The sequence below is a fragment of the Cytobacillus gottheilii genome, from assembly GCF_018582665.1.
Taxonomy (GTDB): Bacteria; Bacillota; Bacilli; order Bacillales; family Cytobacillaceae; genus Cytobacillus; species Cytobacillus gottheilii.
Genome location: NZ_CP071709.1, coordinates 322,067 through 340,775 on the forward strand (window position 1 = coordinate 322,067; position 18,709 = coordinate 340,775).

Annotated in this window: 15 protein-coding genes, 1 pseudogene and 1 other annotated feature; of the genes and pseudogenes, 9 read left to right on the top strand and 7 right to left on the bottom strand. The window is 40.5% G+C overall.

Annotated features, from left to right (window positions below):
* The 7 genes from J1899_RS01725 to J1899_RS01755 all read left to right on the top strand — a co-directional run bounded on the left by J1899_RS01725 (nucleotide 1) and on the right by J1899_RS01755 (nucleotide 7,554).
* Nucleotides 1-993 (top strand): ABC transporter ATP-binding protein, encoded by a 993-nt coding sequence (locus tag J1899_RS01725; protein ID WP_214477120.1) that lies wholly within the window; start codon nucleotides 1-3, stop codon nucleotides 991-993.
* A gap of 79 nt (nucleotides 994-1,072) precedes the next feature.
* A complete protein-coding gene (locus tag J1899_RS01730; protein ID WP_214477123.1) occupies nucleotides 1,073-2,701 on the top strand; it encodes a peptide ABC transporter substrate-binding protein in 1,629 nt (542 codons plus the stop codon).
* Nucleotides 2,702-2,788: 87 nt separating this feature from the next.
* On the top strand, nucleotides 2,789-3,730 hold the full coding sequence (locus J1899_RS01735) for a S66 peptidase family protein (protein WP_214477125.1): 942 nt from the start codon (nucleotides 2,789-2,791) through the stop codon (nucleotides 3,728-3,730).
* Between the two features lie 12 nt (nucleotides 3,731-3,742).
* Nucleotides 3,743-4,864 carry a dipeptide epimerase gene (locus J1899_RS01740; protein WP_214477128.1) on the top strand — a complete coding sequence of 374 codons (1,122 nt, stop codon included), beginning with the start codon at nucleotides 3,743-3,745 and terminating at the stop codon, nucleotides 4,862-4,864.
* On the top strand, nucleotides 4,836-5,765 hold the full coding sequence (locus J1899_RS01745) for a C40 family peptidase (RefSeq protein WP_214477130.1): 930 nt from the start codon (nucleotides 4,836-4,838) through the stop codon (nucleotides 5,763-5,765). The genes J1899_RS01740 and J1899_RS01745 overlap by 29 nt, the downstream gene beginning before the upstream one ends.
* The gene (locus J1899_RS01750; RefSeq protein WP_066450781.1) at nucleotides 5,765-6,775 is read left to right on the top strand and encodes an ABC transporter ATP-binding protein; all 1,011 of its coding nucleotides are present in this window, start codon (nucleotides 5,765-5,767) and stop codon (nucleotides 6,773-6,775) included. Before J1899_RS01745 ends, J1899_RS01750 begins: the two co-directional genes overlap by 1 nt.
* Nucleotides 6,772-7,554: a serine hydrolase gene (locus tag J1899_RS01755; protein WP_214477132.1), complete on the top strand. Its 783-nt coding sequence runs from the start codon at nucleotides 6,772-6,774 to the stop codon at nucleotides 7,552-7,554. The genes J1899_RS01750 and J1899_RS01755 overlap by 4 nt, the downstream gene beginning before the upstream one ends.
* Nucleotides 7,555-7,684: 130 nt before the next feature.
* Here the strand turns inward: J1899_RS01755 and J1899_RS01760 are convergent, their stop codons facing one another.
* Complete coding sequence (locus tag J1899_RS01760; protein ID WP_214477134.1) at nucleotides 7,685-8,419, bottom strand: YqcI/YcgG family protein; 735 nt, start codon at nucleotides 8,417-8,419, stop codon at nucleotides 7,685-7,687.
* Nucleotides 8,420-8,637: 218 nt separating this feature from the next.
* Between J1899_RS01760 and J1899_RS01765 the strand changes: the two genes are divergently transcribed.
* Nucleotides 8,638-10,128, top strand: a complete 1,491-nt coding sequence (locus J1899_RS01765; protein WP_214477137.1) for a sensor domain-containing diguanylate cyclase — start codon at nucleotides 8,638-8,640, stop codon at nucleotides 10,126-10,128.
* 895 nt (nucleotides 10,129-11,023) lie between these two features.
* Here the strand turns inward: J1899_RS01765 and J1899_RS01770 are convergent.
* From J1899_RS01770 to J1899_RS01785, 4 genes are all read right to left on the bottom strand, one after another.
* Nucleotides 11,024-12,343, bottom strand: coding sequence for a TrkH family potassium uptake protein (locus J1899_RS01770; RefSeq protein ID WP_214477139.1), 1,320 nt, complete (start codon nucleotides 12,341-12,343; stop codon nucleotides 11,024-11,026).
* Between the two features lie 164 nt (nucleotides 12,344-12,507).
* Nucleotides 12,508-13,134, bottom strand: coding sequence for a pyridoxamine 5'-phosphate oxidase family protein (locus J1899_RS01775; protein WP_214478722.1), 627 nt, complete (start codon nucleotides 13,132-13,134; stop codon nucleotides 12,508-12,510).
* A gap of 109 nt (nucleotides 13,135-13,243) precedes the next feature.
* A complete protein-coding gene (locus J1899_RS01780; protein WP_066450760.1) occupies nucleotides 13,244-13,681 on the bottom strand; it encodes a Dps family protein in 438 nt (145 codons plus the stop codon).
* Nucleotides 13,682-13,809: 128 nt separating this feature from the next.
* Nucleotides 13,810-14,406, bottom strand: a complete 597-nt coding sequence (locus J1899_RS01785) for a YqaA family protein (protein ID WP_214477142.1) — start codon at nucleotides 14,404-14,406, stop codon at nucleotides 13,810-13,812.
* A 112-nt stretch (nucleotides 14,407-14,518) separates the two neighbouring features.
* Here J1899_RS01785 and J1899_RS01790 point away from each other — a divergent pair, with 112 nt between their 5' ends.
* Entirely contained in the window at nucleotides 14,519-15,382 is an 864-nt protein-coding gene (locus J1899_RS01790; protein ID WP_214477144.1) for a sulfite exporter TauE/SafE family protein, read from the top strand.
* 1 nt (nucleotide 15,383) lies between these two features.
* Here the strand turns inward: J1899_RS01790 and argS are convergent.
* Together argS and J1899_RS01800 are read right to left on the bottom strand one after the other, a co-directional pair.
* Nucleotides 15,384-17,066 (bottom strand): annotated as a pseudogene (argS, locus tag J1899_RS01795) (arginine--tRNA ligase).
* A gap of 61 nt (nucleotides 17,067-17,127) precedes the next feature.
* Nucleotides 17,128-17,343: a binding site (T-box leader), on the bottom strand.
* A gap of 32 nt (nucleotides 17,344-17,375) precedes the next feature.
* Nucleotides 17,376-18,551 carry an FtsW/RodA/SpoVE family cell cycle protein gene (locus tag J1899_RS01800; protein WP_214477146.1) on the bottom strand — a complete coding sequence of 392 codons (1,176 nt, stop codon included), beginning with the start codon at nucleotides 18,549-18,551 and terminating at the stop codon, nucleotides 17,376-17,378.
* Nucleotides 18,552-18,709 lie beyond the last annotated feature (158 nt).

An 18,709-nucleotide genomic window follows, 5' to 3' on the forward strand; every position in this document is an offset into this window, starting at 1 on the left:
ATGGAAAAAACATTAGAGGTAAAGGATCTTCATGTCGCATTCTCAACCTATGGGGGAGAAATAAAAGCAGTCAGGGGTGTTTCTTTTGATCTGTATAAAGGAGAAACACTGGCGATTGTTGGAGAATCAGGATGCGGGAAAAGTGTTACTTCTCAAAGTATTATGCGCTTAATTCCAAGTCCTCCAGGAAAAATCACAAATGGGTCCGTTTTGTTTAAAGGAAGAGATTTAACAAAGGTGAAGGAATCTGAAATGAGGGAACTTCGCGGCGCTGATATCTCCATGATCTTTCAGGACCCAATGACGGCATTAAACCCAACCATCACCGTTGGGGAGCAAATTATTGAAGCGATTATACAGCATGAAGGAATTTCGCGGAAAAATGCAAAAGAACAAGCATTAGATATGTTAAAGCTTGTGGGCATTCCGAATCCGAAGGAAAGACTGAGGCACTATCCTCACCAATTCAGCGGAGGAATGCGACAGAGAATAATGATTGCCATGGCACTCGTCTGTGAGCCAGAGGTGCTGATAGCGGATGAGCCGACGACTGCTTTGGATGTGACCATACAGGCACAGATTCTAGACTTATTTAAGGAAATTCAAGTGAAAACAGGTGTCTCCATTATTTTGATTACGCATGATTTAGGTGTAGTTGCTCAAGTTGCGGATCGAGTTGCCGTCATGTATGCGGGCAAAATCGTTGAAGCAGGCACACGCAGAGAGATTTTTTACAGCCCGCAGCATCCTTACACAAAAGGGCTGCTCAATTCTGTTCCTCGCCTTGATCTGGAAGATGATGAACTGATTCCAATCATGGGTTCTCCGCCGGATTTATTCGCACCTCCGGCAGGCTGTCCTTTTACAGCCCGCTGTGAACATGCAATGGAGGTGTGCAGCAGAGCTTATCCTTTCCAAACGAGATTGACGGAGGAGCATCATGTGGAATGCTGGCTTCAGGATGAGAGGGCAAAAGCGCTGCTTGCCAGATAGCTGAGATAGCTTCTTTCACGCAAAGTGAGAGTTCTATATAAGGAAAATAAAAAATAATAGCAAATAAGGGGGAAAAAGAATGAAAAAGCTGTTGTCTTTATTTTTGATGGGTTTGTTGGTATATGTGCTCGCTGCTTGTACGGCCAATGAAAATGCAGGTAATGAAACAGAACAACCTGACGGAGAGGATACCGAAACTGCTGAAAAAGTATTGTACTTAAATAACGGGCAGGAGCCTACATCGTTTGATCCGCCAATTGGTTTTGATTCTGTTTCATGGCAGGCGCTAAATAACTTAATGGAAGGTCTGACACGTCTTGGGAAGAATCATGAGCCAGAAGCAGCAATTGCTGAAGATTGGGATCTTTCTGATGATGGAAAAACCTATACATTTCATATTCGTGAAAATGCAAAATGGTCGAATGGCGATGATGTAACAGCCGGTGATTTTGTTTTTGCATGGAAAAGACTTTTAAACCCTGAAACGGGTTCACCAGCTGCATTTCTTGGCTACTTTATTGAAGGCGGGGAGGCATTTAATAACGGAGAAGGCTCTGCAGATGATGTAGCAGTGAAAGCTGTTGATGAGAAAACCTTCGAAGTGACGCTAATCAGTCCGCAAGAGTATTTCTTAAGCGTTATTACAAACCCGGCATTTTTCCCGGTAAATGAAAAGGTAGCTGCTGAAAATCCAGAATGGTTCTCAGAAGCAGAAACGTTTGTAGGAAACGGGCCTTTCAATTTAGCAGAGTGGGAGCATGACAGCCACTTCTTAATGGAGAAAAATGACCAATACTGGGATGCGGAAAATGTAAAGCTTGATAAAGTACATTGGGCAATGGTTGATGATACGAACACAGAATATCAGATGTTCCAGGCTGGTGACCTTGATACATCAGATGTGCCGGCAGATTTAAGTGAGCAGCTTTTTGGTGAAGGAAAGGTTGAAGTTGTCGATCAGGCGGGAGATTATTTCTATCGCTTTAATGTAACGAAGGAACCTTTCCAAAATGAAAATATTCGTAAAGCATTTGCGATGGCAGTTGACCAACAGCAAATCGTTGATTTCGTGACAAAAGGACAGGAAAAGCCAGCTTATGGATTTGTTTCTTATGGATTTACGGATCCTTCCGGCAACGACTTCCGTGAAACGGCTGGAGACCTTGTGAAGACAGATGCAGAAGAAGCGAAAAAGCTTCTTGCACAAGGAATGGAAGAGGAAGGCTATGATACGCTTCCAGAAGTAACACTGACATATAGCACAAGTGATGCGCATAAAAAGATAGCAGAGACACTTCAGCAGATGTTTAAAGATAATCTTGGCGTAGAAGTTCAGCTGGCGAATATGGAATGGAATGTTTTTGCAGAGGAGCAATCTGCATTGAAATTCCAGCTTTCACGCAGTTCATTCCTTGCTGATTATGCAGATCCGATCAATTTCCTTGAAAACTTCCAAACAGGACATTCAATGAACCGCACAGGGTGGTCGAATGCCGAATATGATCAGCTTATCCAAAATGCAAAAAATGAAGCTGATGAAGCAGCTCGCTACGACATGATGTATGAAGCAGAAAAGATTTTAATGGATGAAATGCCAATCATCCCAATACATTTCTATAACCAAGTGTTTATGCAAAATGAAAGTGTTTCTGGTATTGTCCGCCATCCAGTTGGCTATATGGAATTAAAGTGGGCAGATAAGAACTAATTGTGAAAGCATTGGTGGGATGTTCTGCTGAACATCCCTCCGTCTGCTTCACTATAGTCACCTTTACGAATAGAACCATCACAGCAAATGAAGGATGTGACAGCAATGAAAGAAATCAAACCGAAAAGGCTGCAAAAAGGAGATACGATTGGGATTATTTCACCTGCCAGTCCTCCTAATGCAGAGAATTTAGAGCGATCTTTTTCTTTTCTGGAGCAGCTCGGACTAAAATATAAAGTCGGAAACCATGTGTATGCTCAGAACGGTTATTTGGCTGGAGAAGATGAAGAAAGGCTGAAAGATTTGCATGAGATGTTCCTGGATCAAGAAGTGAAAGCTATTTTCTGTGCTGGCGGCGGTTATGGCACTGCCAGGATTGCTGCACAAATAGATTATGAGCTTATTAGAAATCATCCTAAGATTTTTTGGGGCTATAGTGATATTACGTTCCTGCATACGGCGATTAGACAAAAGACAGGATTGGTCACTTTTCATGGACCGATGCTTGCATCGGACTTGGGAAAGGAGCATGCAGACGAATTGTCAAAACAATATGTCAGTCAGCTGTTTGAACCGCAGGAGCTTCGTTACCCAGAGCATCTCTCCAAACTGGAAACCATTGTCTCAGGCACCGCGGAGGGTGAATTAATTGGCGGCAATCTTTGTTTAATAACAAGCACACTAGGGACTGCTTTTGAGCTAGATACAAAAGGTAAGCTGCTGCTGTTAGAAGATATTCATGAAGAACCGCGCAATGTCGACCGCATGCTAAACCAGCTGCAGATGGCAGGGAAGCTGGAAGATGCAGCTGGATTTATAATAGGCGATTTTAACGATTGTGAACCAAAAAGGGATGCATCACTTTCACTCGACGAAGTGATTGACTACTATATACAAAAAACGAAAAAACCGGCAGTGAAGGGTTTTAAAATTGGCCACTGTTCCCCTCACTTCTCTGTTCCACTTGGAGTGAAGGCAGTTTTACATGCTGATCAAAAGGAATTCATCATTGAAAACGGTGTGATATAAGGGTGGGAGAGAATGAAAATAGCAAATATAGAAACATACCGGCTAGCCGTACCGCTTATTAAGCCGTTTAAGACTGCTCTGAGAACTGTAGAAACAGCATATGCCGTTGTGGTGAAAATATCCTGTGATAACGGAGTCGTTGGATGGGGAGAGGCACCTCCAACCGTGGTCATCACTGGAGAAGGAATGGACAGTATTGAGGCTGCAATCCACCAAGTCTTAAAACCATTTTTAATTCAGCAAGATTTAAATCAGTACGAAACGATTTTTCAAGGAATTCATACACTGCTTGTTGGAAATACGAGCGCTAAGGCTGCTATTGATATGGCTTTATACGATTGTATCGCTCAGCAATGTAAACTACCTCTCTATCAATATCTCGGCGGACATAAAAACGAGATTGAAACCAACTATACGGTCAGTGTAAACGATCCAAAAGAGATGGGCGAGGACGCTGTTTCATATGTACGGCAAGGCTTTCATGTGTTAAAGGTAAAAGTAGGAAAAGACTTAATCGAAACCGATATTGAAAGAATTCAGGAAATTCGCAGGAGAATCGGCAATCATATTAAAATTCGGCTTGACGCCAACCAAGGCTGGAAGGCGAAAGAAGCAGTAAGAGCTATTCAAAAGATGGAAGACTTGGATTTAAATATTGAACTGGTTGAACAGCCCGTAAAAGCATGGGATATTGAAGGGTTAAAGCAGGTCACTGATCATGTTGAAACACCGATCATGGCAGATGAAAGTGTATTCACACCCAAGCAGGCGTTTGAAGTAATCAAAACAAGAAGTGCGGATCTAATCAATATAAAATTAATGAAGTCAGGCGGCATTTATCAGGCACAAATGATTAACCAGCTCGCCGAAATTAATGGGATGGAATGTATGGTCGGCAGCATGATTGAAACACGCATTGGCATTTCAGCCGCAGCTCATTTTGCAGCTAGTAAGAAAAATATCACCCGTTTTGATTTTGACGCGCCGCTTATGCTGGCACAAGATGTTGTAGAGGGCGGCATTATTTATAATGGAAGAAAAATTACGCTTCCAGATTCATTTGGTCTTGGAATAAGCAATGTACAGAAGGAGGGAGATGCTGCAAATGTCAAACAAAGCAAAATGGCGAATTAATGTCCCAGTAGCAACCGTTTGGACAACTCCGCAATCAGCGCGGGATCTAGATCAACAAGCAATTAGCTCTCCAGCAGACATAACAGGATGGTTAAGTGGACTGTCTTATGAAAACAGTTTGGAGCTTTGCAGCAGTAACCTTGTACAATCACAGGTTTTGTATGGAGGGGAAGTACTGATCGACAGGATTGAAGGAGATTGGGCATTTGTGTTCGTTCCCGATCAGCCTTCTTCAAAAGATGAAAGAGGATATCCAGGGTGGATACCCCTGGCACAAATAACGAAGGAGATCAATGATGCTGAATCTGACTCTGTTGCTGTGATTACGAATAAGCAGGCAGGTCTTTTTTCAGAGGGAAATGACTTGCTGCAGGAGCTCAGCTATATGACGATACTTCCTCTTATAAGTGAAGAGCAGGATCGAATTAAAGTTGGCATTCCTGGCAGCAGTGCTTACCTGCAAAAGCAGGATGTCAGCATTTATGAATCCGTTCAGCGGCGGCATTTTGGCAATGGAGCATCTATCGTTAAAGCGGGAGAGCAATTCATCGGACTGCCTTATTTATGGGGTGGAATGAGCAGTTACGGCTATGACTGTTCAGGGTTTGCTTATGCAGCATGCCGGGCAAACGGCTATGACATCCCTCGTGATGCTTCTGATCAGGCACAGGCAGGAATAAATGTGGAACTGGATCAAATCCAGCCGGGAGATCTCCTGTTTTTTGCTTATGAAGAAGGGAAAGGAACGATCCATCATGTCGGGATATACTATGGAGATGGCCGTTTGCTTCACTCCCCTAAAACAGGAAAAACAATTGAAGTAATAGAACTGCAGAACACAATATATGAAAAAGAGCTTTGTGCAGCACGGCGCTACTGGCGAGAGACGGAGGAATCATAATGGCACATGACACTCTCTTGGAAGTAAAAAACTTAAAAAAGTATTTTCAGATGGAGAAAGGTGTAATGCTAAAGGCGGTTGATGACGTTTCTTTTGCGATAAAAAAAGGAGAAACATTTGGCATTGTCGGTGAATCTGGCTGTGGAAAATCCACGGCAGGACGCACAATCATTGGATTATACGATCAAACAGATGGAGAAGTGCTGTATGATGGAAAAAATGTACATGAAATGAATGACAAGGAACGATTTTCTTTTCATCGCAAAATGCAGATGATCTTTCAGGATCCTTATGCCTCCTTAAATCCGCGGTCTACCGTTCAAGAAATTATTTCTGAGCCAATGGAAGTGCAAGGCTTATATAAAGATAAAAAGGAAAGACAAGAGCGTATATACCAATTGTTAGAAGATGTTGGACTGAACCGGGATCACGCCAACCGCTATCCGCATGAGTTTAGCGGCGGACAGCGGCAGAGAATTGGAATTGCAAGGGCGTTATCCTTGGACCCTGAATTTATCATAGCTGATGAACCGATTTCGGCCTTGGATGTTTCCGTGCAGGCGCAGGTTGTGAATCTGCTAAAAGGGCTGCAGAAGAAGAAAGGCCTGACATACCTGTTTATTGCCCACGACTTATCAATGGTGAAACATATTAGCGATCGAATCGGTGTTATGTATTTGGGGCATCTAATTGAATTAACACAAAGTAAAAAATTGTATCATAAACCGCTCCATCCTTATACACAAGCTTTATTATCAGCCATCCCGATTCCTGATCCCGATGTGGAGGATACGCGAGAAAGAATCATCCTTGAAGGTGAACTGCCCAGCCCTATGAATCCGCCTTCGGGCTGTGTGTTTCGAACACGCTGTCCGCATGCGATGGAGGTGTGTGCGGCAGAAAAGCCGGAATGGCAGGAAATCGAAGATCAGCATTATGTGGCCTGTCATTTATATGATCCTACTAAAACAGGTGATCATGATTGGTCCCAGGTAGCGGCATCAAGATGAATTGGGATCAATTTAATAGAGACGTTCAAAGGCTTACTTCTGCCGCACATGGCAGAGTGAGCCTTTTTATAGAGTCAGATAAAGGTGTAATAGAAAAAGATCGTCATGCCGTTTATCCAGCAGCAAGCACGATAAAAATCCCTATTCTACTAGAGGCTCTTCGGCAGGCTGAGTCAGGGGAAATTGATCTGAAACAGTCTATATCGATTTCTCCTGCCCATATAACAGGCGGGGCAGGGATTCTGCAATCGCTATATCATCCAACTGAGATGAAGCTGGTTGATTTACTGTCTTTGATGATCGTTGTTTCCGACAATTCAGCCACAAACATTCTCATTGATCTTCTAGGGCAGAATCAAATTAAACAGTGTATTAACATCATGAATTTACAAGAAACGAAATTGCAGAGAAAAATGATGGATTTTGAAGCAGGCAGGAGAGGCTTTGAGAATACCACATCCGCTTATGACCTGGGAATCTGTTTGAAGTTTCTTACAGAAGATGGATTGTTAAATGAAGAAAGCCGAGCATTGGGACTGGAAATTATGGGGAGGCAGCAATTCCGTAAGCTGGCTTATTCAGTAACGAGCAGCGAAATATCTGTGTATGGAAAAACAGGAGAATTGCCTGGTGTTAGCCATGATTGTGTAATATTGAAAAAAGAACATCATTTGCTTTACGGAGTGGCATTAATGGATGGAATCACACAAGCAGAAGAAGCACTGATTTATTTCAGCCGCTTAGGACGGCTGATTGAACAATATATGTCTAACATTTGAAATTCTTTACGGAGAATGATGAAAAAGGAGATCAGGACACTTGCCGAAGCGGCATGAGCGTGAGAAAGACCAAATCATATTGATTTGGTCTTTTATTCTAAGCATTATCGCAGTCATCAAGATTGCGCTGCTATTGATCATTTTTATGATGAAAAGGACATTTTCCTGTAATCGGTTCGATGTCATCTCCTATAAAATACTGCTTCCATTCTCTATGATTTGGATCCCCATAGTGGCTGATGTCAGGATGCTTCGGAAGTCCATCCCATTTTTCTACACGTTCTCTTACCTTTTCGCGTGACATAATACCGCCCTTTGATGTTCCCTCAAGACCTTCAAAGATTCTGCGAGGCTGGAAACCGAGGACAAGACTATTGCCAAGATCACGTGTCTTTCTTTGCTTATAGGCTGGTGCATTGCCAAATGCGAAGAAAGGCTCGCCAGCAAACGAAAATGCCCATAAGTGGTGGTCAGGATCTGTCGGGTAATCCGCTGGCCAAGGCTTTTGGTCTTGATCATGTAAGTATTGAAGAATATTCCAAAAGTATTGACGATAGTGTTCGATGCTCTTTTCTTCCATTTCAGGCTCCACAAATACGAATAAGCCATGGCGTGTTAGTTTAGGTGCATCAAATAGTTTAATAAATTCCTCAATTGCTTTAGGCAATGATGACCAGTCATCCTGAGAAATATAAGCATAGCGAAGTTCGCCTTTTTTTTCAGCGCTCATCCCGAAATAACAAGGGAATGTGCGATCCGTTACCGTATCTCGGAAAGTTTCATATTCCCGAATAACCCATTCAGGTACCATTTGTTTATCTGTCATATCTTCTTTTGTCAGTAAAAACTTTTGCGCTGTTTTCATTGTGCACCTCCAGAATGAATACATATATATTTTATAAGCAAGTCCAATTCACACTCTTTTTTATACCCTCCGCTGCTATAAAACTAACGTGAAAAGCTCGATAATATATACTGCAGGAATCGGGTTTTTAAGTCTGACAGAATAAAAGTTTATATGTATGCAAATTGAAACATATGGTAAAATAATTTGAATGAAAATTAAAAGGGATATGATGTCAGTTGAATTTGCCATCTTTTAAAAGTGCTTATGATTCTTTGTCAATGCTTTCAGTATCTCAAGGTTTATTAACAAACTTAAATAATATTGCCTATAAAAGAATTAAGGCAATTTCATGGCTTGTTGTCATTACATATGCTGCACTCCTATATTTTGGATTTGTGATGATGGGAGATGTAGCCGATCAAACTTATCTATTTGTTTTGCGATCCTTTCATTTCTTAGTATTTGTCCTATCCGCTTTGTTTCTCCTATTTCATTATTACCGAAAAAAAAGAACCATTATTTTATCACCAAAAACGTTAAATAACATTGTACATTTCTATGCTGCCTTCTATGCTGCAGTCGGATCCGTTTCTTCTATTAATAGTCAGAGGCTGACTGGAAATATAGATTCATATGTCATTATCATCCTTACAATAGGTGCTTTTCTTCCGCTGAAATTTAGAAATATTTCCATGATATTAATGGTCAATCATCTCTTGTTTTTAGCAGGGTTATTTCTTTATGCAGAGAATCAATATGAGTTTCTCACAAAAGCTTTGAACTCTACTGCGGCTTTAGTTTATGCTTTATTACTTGCCGGAGGAATATTTTTATATATTAAAAGAGATTATACGCATGTAAGGAAGCTGAAAGAAAATGAGCAAAACTTCAGGAAAATGTTTGAGGTTAATCCCTATCCGCTCATATTGACGACTTTTGAGGGGAAACCGATCTTAACCAATAAAAAGGCTTCACTTTATTTTCAAAACTTAGTTGAAGATATTCATCTTCTTGGTACCCTCAGCATCTACAATAATCCTTCGGAAAGAGAGCATCTTGTAAGAGAAGTAAAGGAGCGGGGAAGTGTTCATCGCACGCTTGAACTGAAGGGATCAGATGGAAGAACGGTGTGGGCACTTATTTTTTGTGAGAAAGTGATTTATGGAGATCAAGAGTGTATATTAACGGGAATTACTGATATTACTCATATGAAACAGCTGGAGAATGAATTGGTGCAAAATGCTTCTATTGATTCCTTAACTGGGCTGATGAACCGCAAATACGGACTAAATCACCTGCAGCTGGAAATAGATCGGGCTGATCATTCAAATAGCATTATGGTAATAGGCTTCATTGATATCAATAAGCTTAAAATGGTAAATGACCGCTATGGTCATTTAGAAGGAGACCGTTTAATCAAGTCTATTTGCCAAAGCATTCAGGAAGTCATTCATGAAGAAGATCTATTTTTCAGATATGGCGGAGATGAATTTGTACTAGTGTTTTTAAACAAAGATTTATTTGGAGCAGAACGCATATGGAAGCAGGCTGAACAGAAATTTGCCGAATTAAATCATCGTGATCATCGGCCTTACAAGGTATCAGCCAGTATTGGCTATTATCAGTATGAGCCAAATTCTAAACTGACCATTGAAGAGATGCTGAAGTATGCAGATGATGCTATGTATAAAAATAAAACAGCTAGTTATGAAAGCTTAAATAAGTAAAAGGCAGTGTGGTGAATGGTGGTTCCCATGCTGCCTTTTTTGTATTGTGTCCAGCTTTAACGAAGTCAAAAGCCGAGCTGTTTTGTGCTTGTTGGGTGGAGCAATTTTATTTAATACTATGAGGAAGGCTGTAATCGTGTCATATTATAAAAGAAATTGGATAAGAGAATAATATCTAAGCCGTAATCACGCCGTCAAACACCAATAACTGTAAAACAAAGTCGCATTTATGCTATAATCACGCCACGAAACCCCAATAACTGGAAAACAGAGTCGTATTTAAGCTGTAATCATGCCACAAAACACCAGTAACTGGAAAAAGGAGTCGCGTTTAAGCTGTAATCACGCCACAAAACACCAGTAACTGGAAAAAGGAGTCGCATTTAAGCTGTAATCACGCCGTTAAACACCAATAACTGTAAAATAGAGTCGCATTTATGCTATAATCACGCCACAAAACCCCAATAACTGGAAGGTGGTGTCGTGTTTAAGCCGTAATCACGCCCCTAAACCCCAATAACTGTAAAACAGAGTCGCATTTAAGCTGTAATCAGGCCACGAAACCCCATTAACTGGAAAAAGGAGTCGCAATTAAGCTGTAATCAGGCCACGAAACCCCATTAACTGGAAAAAGGAGTCGCGATTAAGCTGTAATCACGCCACAAAACCCCAGTAACTGGAAAAAGGAGTCGCATTTAAGCTGTAATCACGCCGTTAAACACCAATAACTGTAAAATAGAGTCGCATTTATGCTGTAATCACGCCACAAAACCCCAATAACTGGAAAGCGGTGTCGTGTTTAAGCCGTCATCACGCCACAAAACACCAGTAACTGGAAAAAATAGTCGTATTTAAGCCATAATCACGCCAAACGCAGGCTCCTTTTCTCTAGCAATCAGCCTGTCAGTACATCTTCCTGCGGATAGCGGATCTTTTGCTGGTCCGGTTTTGCCAGGGTGTATGCCAGTGTTAGCGGACCGATATTTCCTAAAAACATAATAAACATAATAATAAGTTTTCCGATTACCGATAATTCAGGTGTAACCCCCATTGAAAGTCCGACTGTGCCAAATGCTGAAATCACTTCAAAGGCAAGCGGCAGAAAATCTCTCTCTTCAAAAATGGTCAGTAAAAATATTGCCATACAAATAAAGAGGAGACTGGTAACAGCGATTGCCAGTGCTTTCATGATGGTCGTCTCCTGTAATCTTCTTCTAAAAATGACTGTATCCTTTTTGCCGCGAATAAATGTAATGGCAGCTAATAAAAGAATCAGGAAGGTGGTTAATTTAATACCTCCACCTGTAGAGGTGCTGCCTGCTCCAATAAACATCAGCATCATCATAAAGAAGGCGGTCGGATCTTCTATCGCGGAAATATCCACTGTATTAAATCCTGCTGTTCTTGGACTCACACCTTGAAAATAAGAAGCAGCAGCTTTTTCCCATAATGAAAGAGGAGCGAGTGTGCCTTCATTATTAAATTCAAGGAAAAAGATGACGAACATCGCCACAATATTTATCACAAAGGTGCCTGTAATCATCATTTTAGAATGAAGTGATAGTTGTCTAAATCGTTTAGCGTAAATGAGGTCTGCAATGACGGTGAAGCCGAGACCACCGAAAATAAATAGCATCGTAATAACAATATTCATGACCGGATCCCCAACAAAGCCCATTAAACCATCAGACCATAAAGCTAATCCTGCATTATTAAAGGCGGAAATCGAATGAAAAAGGCTGTAATAAAGCCCTTGGCCAAACCCATATTCCGGAACAAGGCGAATGCTGAGTAAGAGCGCAGCTGCAGCCTCGATAACGAAGGAATAAATCAGAACACTTCGGGCAAGCCTGATTACGCCTCCGAGTGAATTTTGATTTAACGCTTGCTGTATTAACAGTCTTTCTTTAAATTTGATTCTTTTGCCAATAAGGACATAAATTAAAACCGCATAGCACATAACCCCAATGCCGCCAATCTGCATGAGAAACATTAGAACAATTTCACCGAATAGAGTAAAGGTAGAGCCTGGGTCAACTGAAGCAAGCCCGGTAACAGTAATGGCAGACGTTGATAAAAAAGCGGCATCAATCCATGATACGCCATCCTCCGTTGCAATCGGCAGCTTCAATAGGACAGTGCCCGCCATTGCGCATAGAGCAAAAACAGAAACAATCAGCTGGGCAGGATTTAATGTCCAGTATTTAGTGTTCATTGGATAACCCTTCTATCTCCCAATGGTTGTGGTTTATTGGGGTATTATTTGATTCTAAAAATACGCCCGTCACTAAATATTGTCAATATATATTTTAGGGGAACATCTCAACAAAAAAAGACACAAACCGAATCTAGTAAATATCGGTTTGTGTCTTAAGCTGTTTAATATAAGTTGTGCTTGTAGCTTAGGTCCAAGGAGGTTTGGATTTTTTCACTATCAAGGTCTTCCATGTTGATGTGAGCTGCAAGCATTTTAGCAGGCTGCGGCAGCTGCTCCTTTGTACTCCAGGATTCCGGCTCCCATAGTTGAGAGCGCTTAAAAGCTTTAGCGCAATGAATATAGCATTCTTCTACTTTGACAACAATTCCGAGCTGAGGAACTTTCTCATTAACAGCCATTTTTTCTAGAATTTCAGCATCTTGAATAATGGTAGCGGAACCATTAATTCGCAGTGTTTCTCCTAATCCAGGAATGACAAAAATAAGTCCGATATTTGGGTTTGAGAGGATATTGATGAGCGAGTCCATTTTTCGGTTACCAGGTCTTTCTGGAATAACCAAATGCTTCTCATCAAGCACATGCACAAAGCCTGGAGCATCTCCGCGAGGTGAACAGTCACAGCGTCCAGTTGAATCAGAAGTTGAGATAAACACAAATGGTGATTGATCCATAAAGTTTCTGCAATGTTCATCTAAAAAAGATATCGTTTTATTTAACACCGTGATTCCTGGTGTTCCTGCAATACTATGAAGCTCTTCTATTGACTTTACAACCTGATTAAACTTAATGGTATTCTCCCCCTAACATGTTCTTATTTAAATAGTAACATGCTCAAGGTGGAAATTGGGCAAAAAAGAAGTCAGTGATAATCATCACTGACTTCTTTAGCAATCTCTATTATTCTCCTAAGTAAGCGTTAAACATCCAGATATGTGTATCTAGTGTAGCCATTAAGCCTACTGCGAAGTCGTTTGTTAAATCATCGTTTTGATCTGCTGCAAGTGCAGCTAAGTCTTCCAGTTCTTTCTTTAACTGAGTATAATCTGCTGCTAAGTTTGCAACCATCTCGCTTGCTGTAGCTGGAGCTGTGTCCTCCGTTAATGTGGAAGTGTTTAGATATTCCTGCATAGTCGAAACTGGTTTACCTCCGATTGCAAGTAAACGCTCAGCAGCTTCATCCACAACGTTAGCTGCTTCATTATATAATTCTTCAAATTTAGCATGCAGTGCAAAGAAGTTAGGGCCTTTTACATACCAGTGATAGCGATGCAATTTTGTGTATAGAACACTCCAGTTAGAGATTTGTACGTTAAGTGCTGAATATAATTTTTCCATTATAAAAGCCTCCTCATTGATCTTATAAATTGATTATAACAAATATAACAATAAAATCAATATTAAATTATAATTATTTTAAATTAATATTTATAATAAATAAACAAAGCGCTGACATTTTGAAAACGTCAGCGCTTTGTTATATTAATAGGTTTTGTTCTACTTTTTATCACCAGGTAAAGTAAATAAGCAGTAACAATAGCGCCTCCGCCAATCAATGTAATTTGTGTAAAGTGTTCCTGGATATAGGGTCCAGCTTTGGCACCAAGGTAGAGAATGATCGCTGCCTCTAAAAGGAACCGTGCACCTCTGCCAATAATAGACCAAATAATCAATACGTTTAATTTAACATTTGAAATCCCGGCAAAAATGGTGAAAATTTTAAAAGGGAATGGTGTAAATGCAGAGATTAATATAGCCATTGCTCCGTATTTAGCAAAGTATTCTTCTACTTTGTTAATCTTGCTTTCCGAGATAATGAATTTCAAAACAGGCCTTCCAAGTCTTTTCCCTATTACCCAGCCAAATGCAGCGCCAAGCACGGAGGCTGCAGTGGTTAACAATGCATAAGCAAAGACTTTGTCCGGATTGGCAATTCCAAGAGGAATTAAAAGAACGTCAGGTGGAATCGGAAAAAAAGAAGAATCTGCAAAGGAGATAAACAATAAACTAAAGACACCATATTCCATTAGCCAAACTTCAATACTATGTATAAACGCAGACATATTCCAATGCTCCTTTCATGATCATCATATGCTTGTTCAAACGGAGTTAGACATGTCATTTTGGCAGGTGTACAATGTTGGGAGTATATGTTTCTAAGCAGAGGGTGATATCGTGGAATACTTTTTCTTTTTTTTATTAGGTGTTTTAGTAAGTGTCATGTCGGGCTTTTTTGGGATCGGCGGGGGGTTTATTTTAACACCATTTTTAATGCTGATTGGGTATGAACCAGTTGAAGCGATAACGACGAGCTTGTTATTTACGATAGGAAGCTCTCTTTCGGGGATCGTTGCCCATTTAAGGATGAAAAATATCTATTGGAAGGAAGGTTTGCTGCTGGGAATTAGCGGCATGGCGGCAACACAGATTGCTAAGCCATTCGTTCTGTTCCTTGAGGAACGCGGCTATGATGAATGGGTCATCCCAATGCTGTATATTGTCATGCTTTCCTACTTCTCCGTACAAATGCTGAAAAAAGAGAAAGCAGTTCAAAAGGGGATGCAGAAACGTTCACCTGGAATTGGAAAAGTATTAATCATTGGTTTTGGAGCAGGTTTAGTTTCTACAACCCTCGGTGTAGGGGGAGGCTTTATTATTGTTCCATTAAGCGTTGCTTTCCTAGGATTTCCGTCTAAAAAAGCGGTGGGCACCAGTTTATTTGCTGTCTTATTCATTGTTTCATCCGGTTTTGTCTCGTATTCCTTTGATGTTCAGATTGACTTGCTCGTAGGTTTAATCTTAGTAGCAGGCGGTCTAATCGGCTCACAATTTGGAGCCCGTTTAACCAATTTCTTTGCAAACGGGGAAATTACCCGCCTATTAGGAGTATTGTATGTATCTACTGTTATTAGTGTCATCATGAAGCTAGTAAACTTCAATACAGCAGGTTTGGCGATTACCGCACTTTTCTTGCTGAGCTTTTTTGTGATTGCCTTTGTGAGAGTGCGCAGCAAGAAAAAAACAGCAGGAGAGCAGTAAGTTACATTTTTTCTGGAGCTTCCATCCCGAGGATTTTCATACCGTTGGAAAGAGTTATGGTAACGGCTTTAACAAGGGCAAGTCTGGATGGAAGCAAATCATCATTTTCCAGAATGTGAACTTTACTGTAGTATTTGTTAAAGTTTTTGCTGATTTCTAAAAGATGTTTTGCCAGAATAGCAGGGGAGTGCAATTCATAGGCCTGCAGAATTTTGGCAGGATACATGTTGATGCTTTTTAGTACTTCCCAGCTGGCAGAATCAGAAAGTCCAATCACAGAAGCTGGTTCTGCGGATGATTTGCGCAGAATGGAGAATGCCCGAGCGTTCGTGTAATGTAAGTAAGGACCTGTTTCGCCTTCAAAGGTCAGCATATCTTTTAGAGAAAACTCGATAGAATTCATCCGGTCATTTTTAAGATCATGAAAAAGAATGGCGCCAACTCCGACCGCTTTAGCAATTTCTTTTTTGTTCTCCAGGTCAGGATTTTTGTTATCTATGTTTATTTCAGCCAGTTTAATTGCCTCAAGAACGACCTCTTCAAGAAGAATGACTTTTCCTTTTCTCGTCGACATTTTTTGTCCGTCTTTTAAATATAAACCAAATGGGATATGAAAAAGATCATTTGCCCAGTGGCAGCCCAGCTTTTTTATGACTTGTTTAACTTGCTTAAAATGAACCGACTGTTCCTGGCCAACAATATATAAAGCATGATCAAATTGATATTGAGTTTTGCGATACAAGGCTGCTGCAATATCTCTTGTTGCATACAATGTGGCACCGTCCGATTTTTTTATTAAGCAGGGAGGGAGCCCATTGTCTAAATAAACAACCTCGGCACCTTCAGAGTCCGATAGTAATCCCTTGTCCCTTAGCGCTGAAACCGCGTCCTCCATTTTATCGTTATAAAAGGCTTCCCCCTGATATAAATCAAAGGAGATATTTAATAGTTTGTAAATGCGCTGAAACTCTGTCAGTGATTCATCTCTAAACCATTTCCACAGTTTTTCTGCTTCTTGATCTCCATCTTCTAATTTCTTAAAAGAACGTCTTGCTTCTGCTGTAAGTTCTGTATCGTTTTTTTCTTCTTCATGAAAGCGGACATATAATTTAAAAAGCTCTTGAATGGGCTGCTTTTCGATTTCTGAAGGGACTCCTCATTTTTTGTAAGCAGTAATGAGTTTTCCAAACTGTGTTCCCCAATCCCCGATATAGTTGATTCGTACCGTTTGATATCCGCATGCTTCTGCAAGGTTGGCCAGGGCATTGCCGATGACCGTAGAACGTAAATGTCCCATTGAAAATGGCTTGGCAATATTGGGAGAAGAGTAATCCAGTAAGGCGGTTTTGTTTTGCCCGGATTGATTGGTGCCGTATAAGCTGTTCTGTTTGAGAACATCTTCTAAAATATGTGAAGATGCTGCTTCTTTGGAAAAAAAGACATTCAGATATGGCCCAACTGCATTAGCCTGATGGATTAGAGAACCTTGAAGCTCCAAAGCAGCTTTTTGTGCAATTTCAGCGGGGTTTTTTCGCAATGCTTTAGCTAGTTGAAAACATGGAAAGGCTAAGTCTCCATGCAGCGGGTTTTTTGGAGTTTCAATAAGTGCTTCAATTTGGTCCAGTGACATATGATCATGAAAATGAACGTTTAATGCAGAACTAAATATTTTTTTGAAATCAATCATACGAGCTGCCTCCTTAAGATTAAATTTTTTTTTAAAAATAAAAAAGCCCGTCTCTAAAAATAGAGACGAGTTTGAAAGACCCGCGGTACCACTCTGATTGTCCAATAGGACCCCTTGAATATACATGTCTTAACGGTCATCACCGCCAGAGCCTACTGATTTTTCAGCGCTGGACTCAGAAGTGCGTTTCGAATAAAGGCTGCCAACAGGCTCACACCATCCCTGTCTCGCTTTGGTAAACACAGTATCCTACTCTCTTCGTCATTGATTTTAATATTAATACCGTATTATACGTGATTGTAAAATTTAGTCAACATAATTTTTCCCAGAGGAGAACATGTAATTTTTCTGGTGAAATCTCATTCCAAAGACAAGTCCCATTGCCATCATATTCCCCATAATCGAACTTCCTCCGTAACTGATAAAAGGAAGTGGAATCCCCGTAATTGGAAGTACTTGGATGGTCATCCCTATATTCTGGAAGACATGAAAGGTGATCATGCCAATAATGCCGACACAAATATACGTATTAAAAGGATCGGCAGCTTCTAATGCTGTCTTCGTTAAATGATAGATCAGCAAAAAGAACAATCCAATGACGATACTGGCGCCGATAAAACCATATTCTTCCCCAATGACACTAAAAATAAAATCGGTATGGACATCGGGAATATACACTTGCCGATCATAAAAGCCTTTTCCGGATAGAAGACCAGAGCCGATTGCATGCAGGGAATTATATAACTGCAAGCCATCTCCCTGACGGTGGCCAACGGGATCTAACCAGGCATAAATGCGATACATCTGATACGTATCAACGTATTTCTCAAGGTATTGTGGCGCCTGAATCACAAGATATAAAATACCGGCAACAGCTGCGCTTCCAAGAGTGATAATCGGAAGAATCAGCTTCCACGTAATTCCGGAAACGAGAATAATCCCAGTCATGATCGCCAAAATAACAAGCGCTGTCCCTAAATCCTCGACCACAATTAATGCAAATGGAATAAAGGTCAAACCGCCGATTTTTAAAAGGAGCAATAAATCCGTTTGAAACGTTTTGGCCACAAACTTTTTATGATGGCCCACGGTTACTTTAGCTAATGCAATAATTAAAAAGATCTTAAAGAATTCAGAAGGCTGGACAGAACCCAAGAATTTTATTTGGTACCATAGTGTTGCTCCTTTTCTCTCCTCAGCAAGCCATTCTGGAGCAACGAACAAACCAGCCTGCAGAATGAACCCAAACCCAAACAAATACCAGGCAAGCTTCTTTACCTGTTCTGTATCAAAGTACATCACAATAGCTAAGATGATGGTCCCGGCAACATAATTTTTAACTTGGGCGAGAGCGAAATTGACATTATATTGAGAAGTTGATTGCCCGCTGTATATAGCAACACAACTAATGATAAAAAATAAAAACAGCAGCAAGCTTAAATTCCAATCAAAACGTTCTGCAATCCTGTTTTGCCGATTCATTAATAACACCCAGTTCCCTTTTATCATCTCTATATCTCTATGATTATCTCGGTGCCAGCAGTCCAAATTAAACATTATTTTCCTTTAGACTAACAAAGCAGAGATCGTCATTCAATACAATCTTGGTAACATTAAAAATAATAATCTATCAGTATAGA

Coding starts and splice junctions, on each gene's coding strand:
- J1899_RS01800 (WP_214477146.1), bottom strand. CDS start 18,551: ATGAATCGGCAAAACAGGATTGCAGAACGTTTTGATTGGAATTTAAGC.
- J1899_RS01750 (WP_066450781.1), top strand. CDS start 5,765: ATGGCACATGACACTCTCTTGGAAGTAAAAAACTTAAAAAAGTATTTT.
- J1899_RS01735 (WP_214477125.1), top strand. CDS start 2,789: ATGAAGGATGTGACAGCAATGAAAGAAATCAAACCGAAAAGGCTGCAA.
- J1899_RS01725 (WP_214477120.1), top strand. CDS start 1: ATGGAAAAAACATTAGAGGTAAAGGATCTTCATGTCGCATTCTCAACC.
- J1899_RS01730 (WP_214477123.1), top strand. CDS start 1,073: ATGAAAAAGCTGTTGTCTTTATTTTTGATGGGTTTGTTGGTATATGTG.
- J1899_RS01745 (WP_214477130.1), top strand. CDS start 4,836: ATGTCAAACAAAGCAAAATGGCGAATTAATGTCCCAGTAGCAACCGTT.
- J1899_RS01755 (WP_214477132.1), top strand. CDS start 6,772: ATGAATTGGGATCAATTTAATAGAGACGTTCAAAGGCTTACTTCTGCC.
- J1899_RS01785 (WP_214477142.1), bottom strand. CDS start 14,406: ATGTCTGCGTTTATACATAGTATTGAAGTTTGGCTAATGGAATATGGT.
- J1899_RS01780 (WP_066450760.1), bottom strand. CDS start 13,681: ATGGAAAAATTATATTCAGCACTTAACGTACAAATCTCTAACTGGAGT.
- J1899_RS01760 (WP_214477134.1), bottom strand. CDS start 8,419: ATGAAAACAGCGCAAAAGTTTTTACTGACAAAAGAAGATATGACAGAT.
- J1899_RS01770 (WP_214477139.1), bottom strand. CDS start 12,343: ATGAACACTAAATACTGGACATTAAATCCTGCCCAGCTGATTGTTTCT.
- J1899_RS01740 (WP_214477128.1), top strand. CDS start 3,743: ATGAAAATAGCAAATATAGAAACATACCGGCTAGCCGTACCGCTTATT.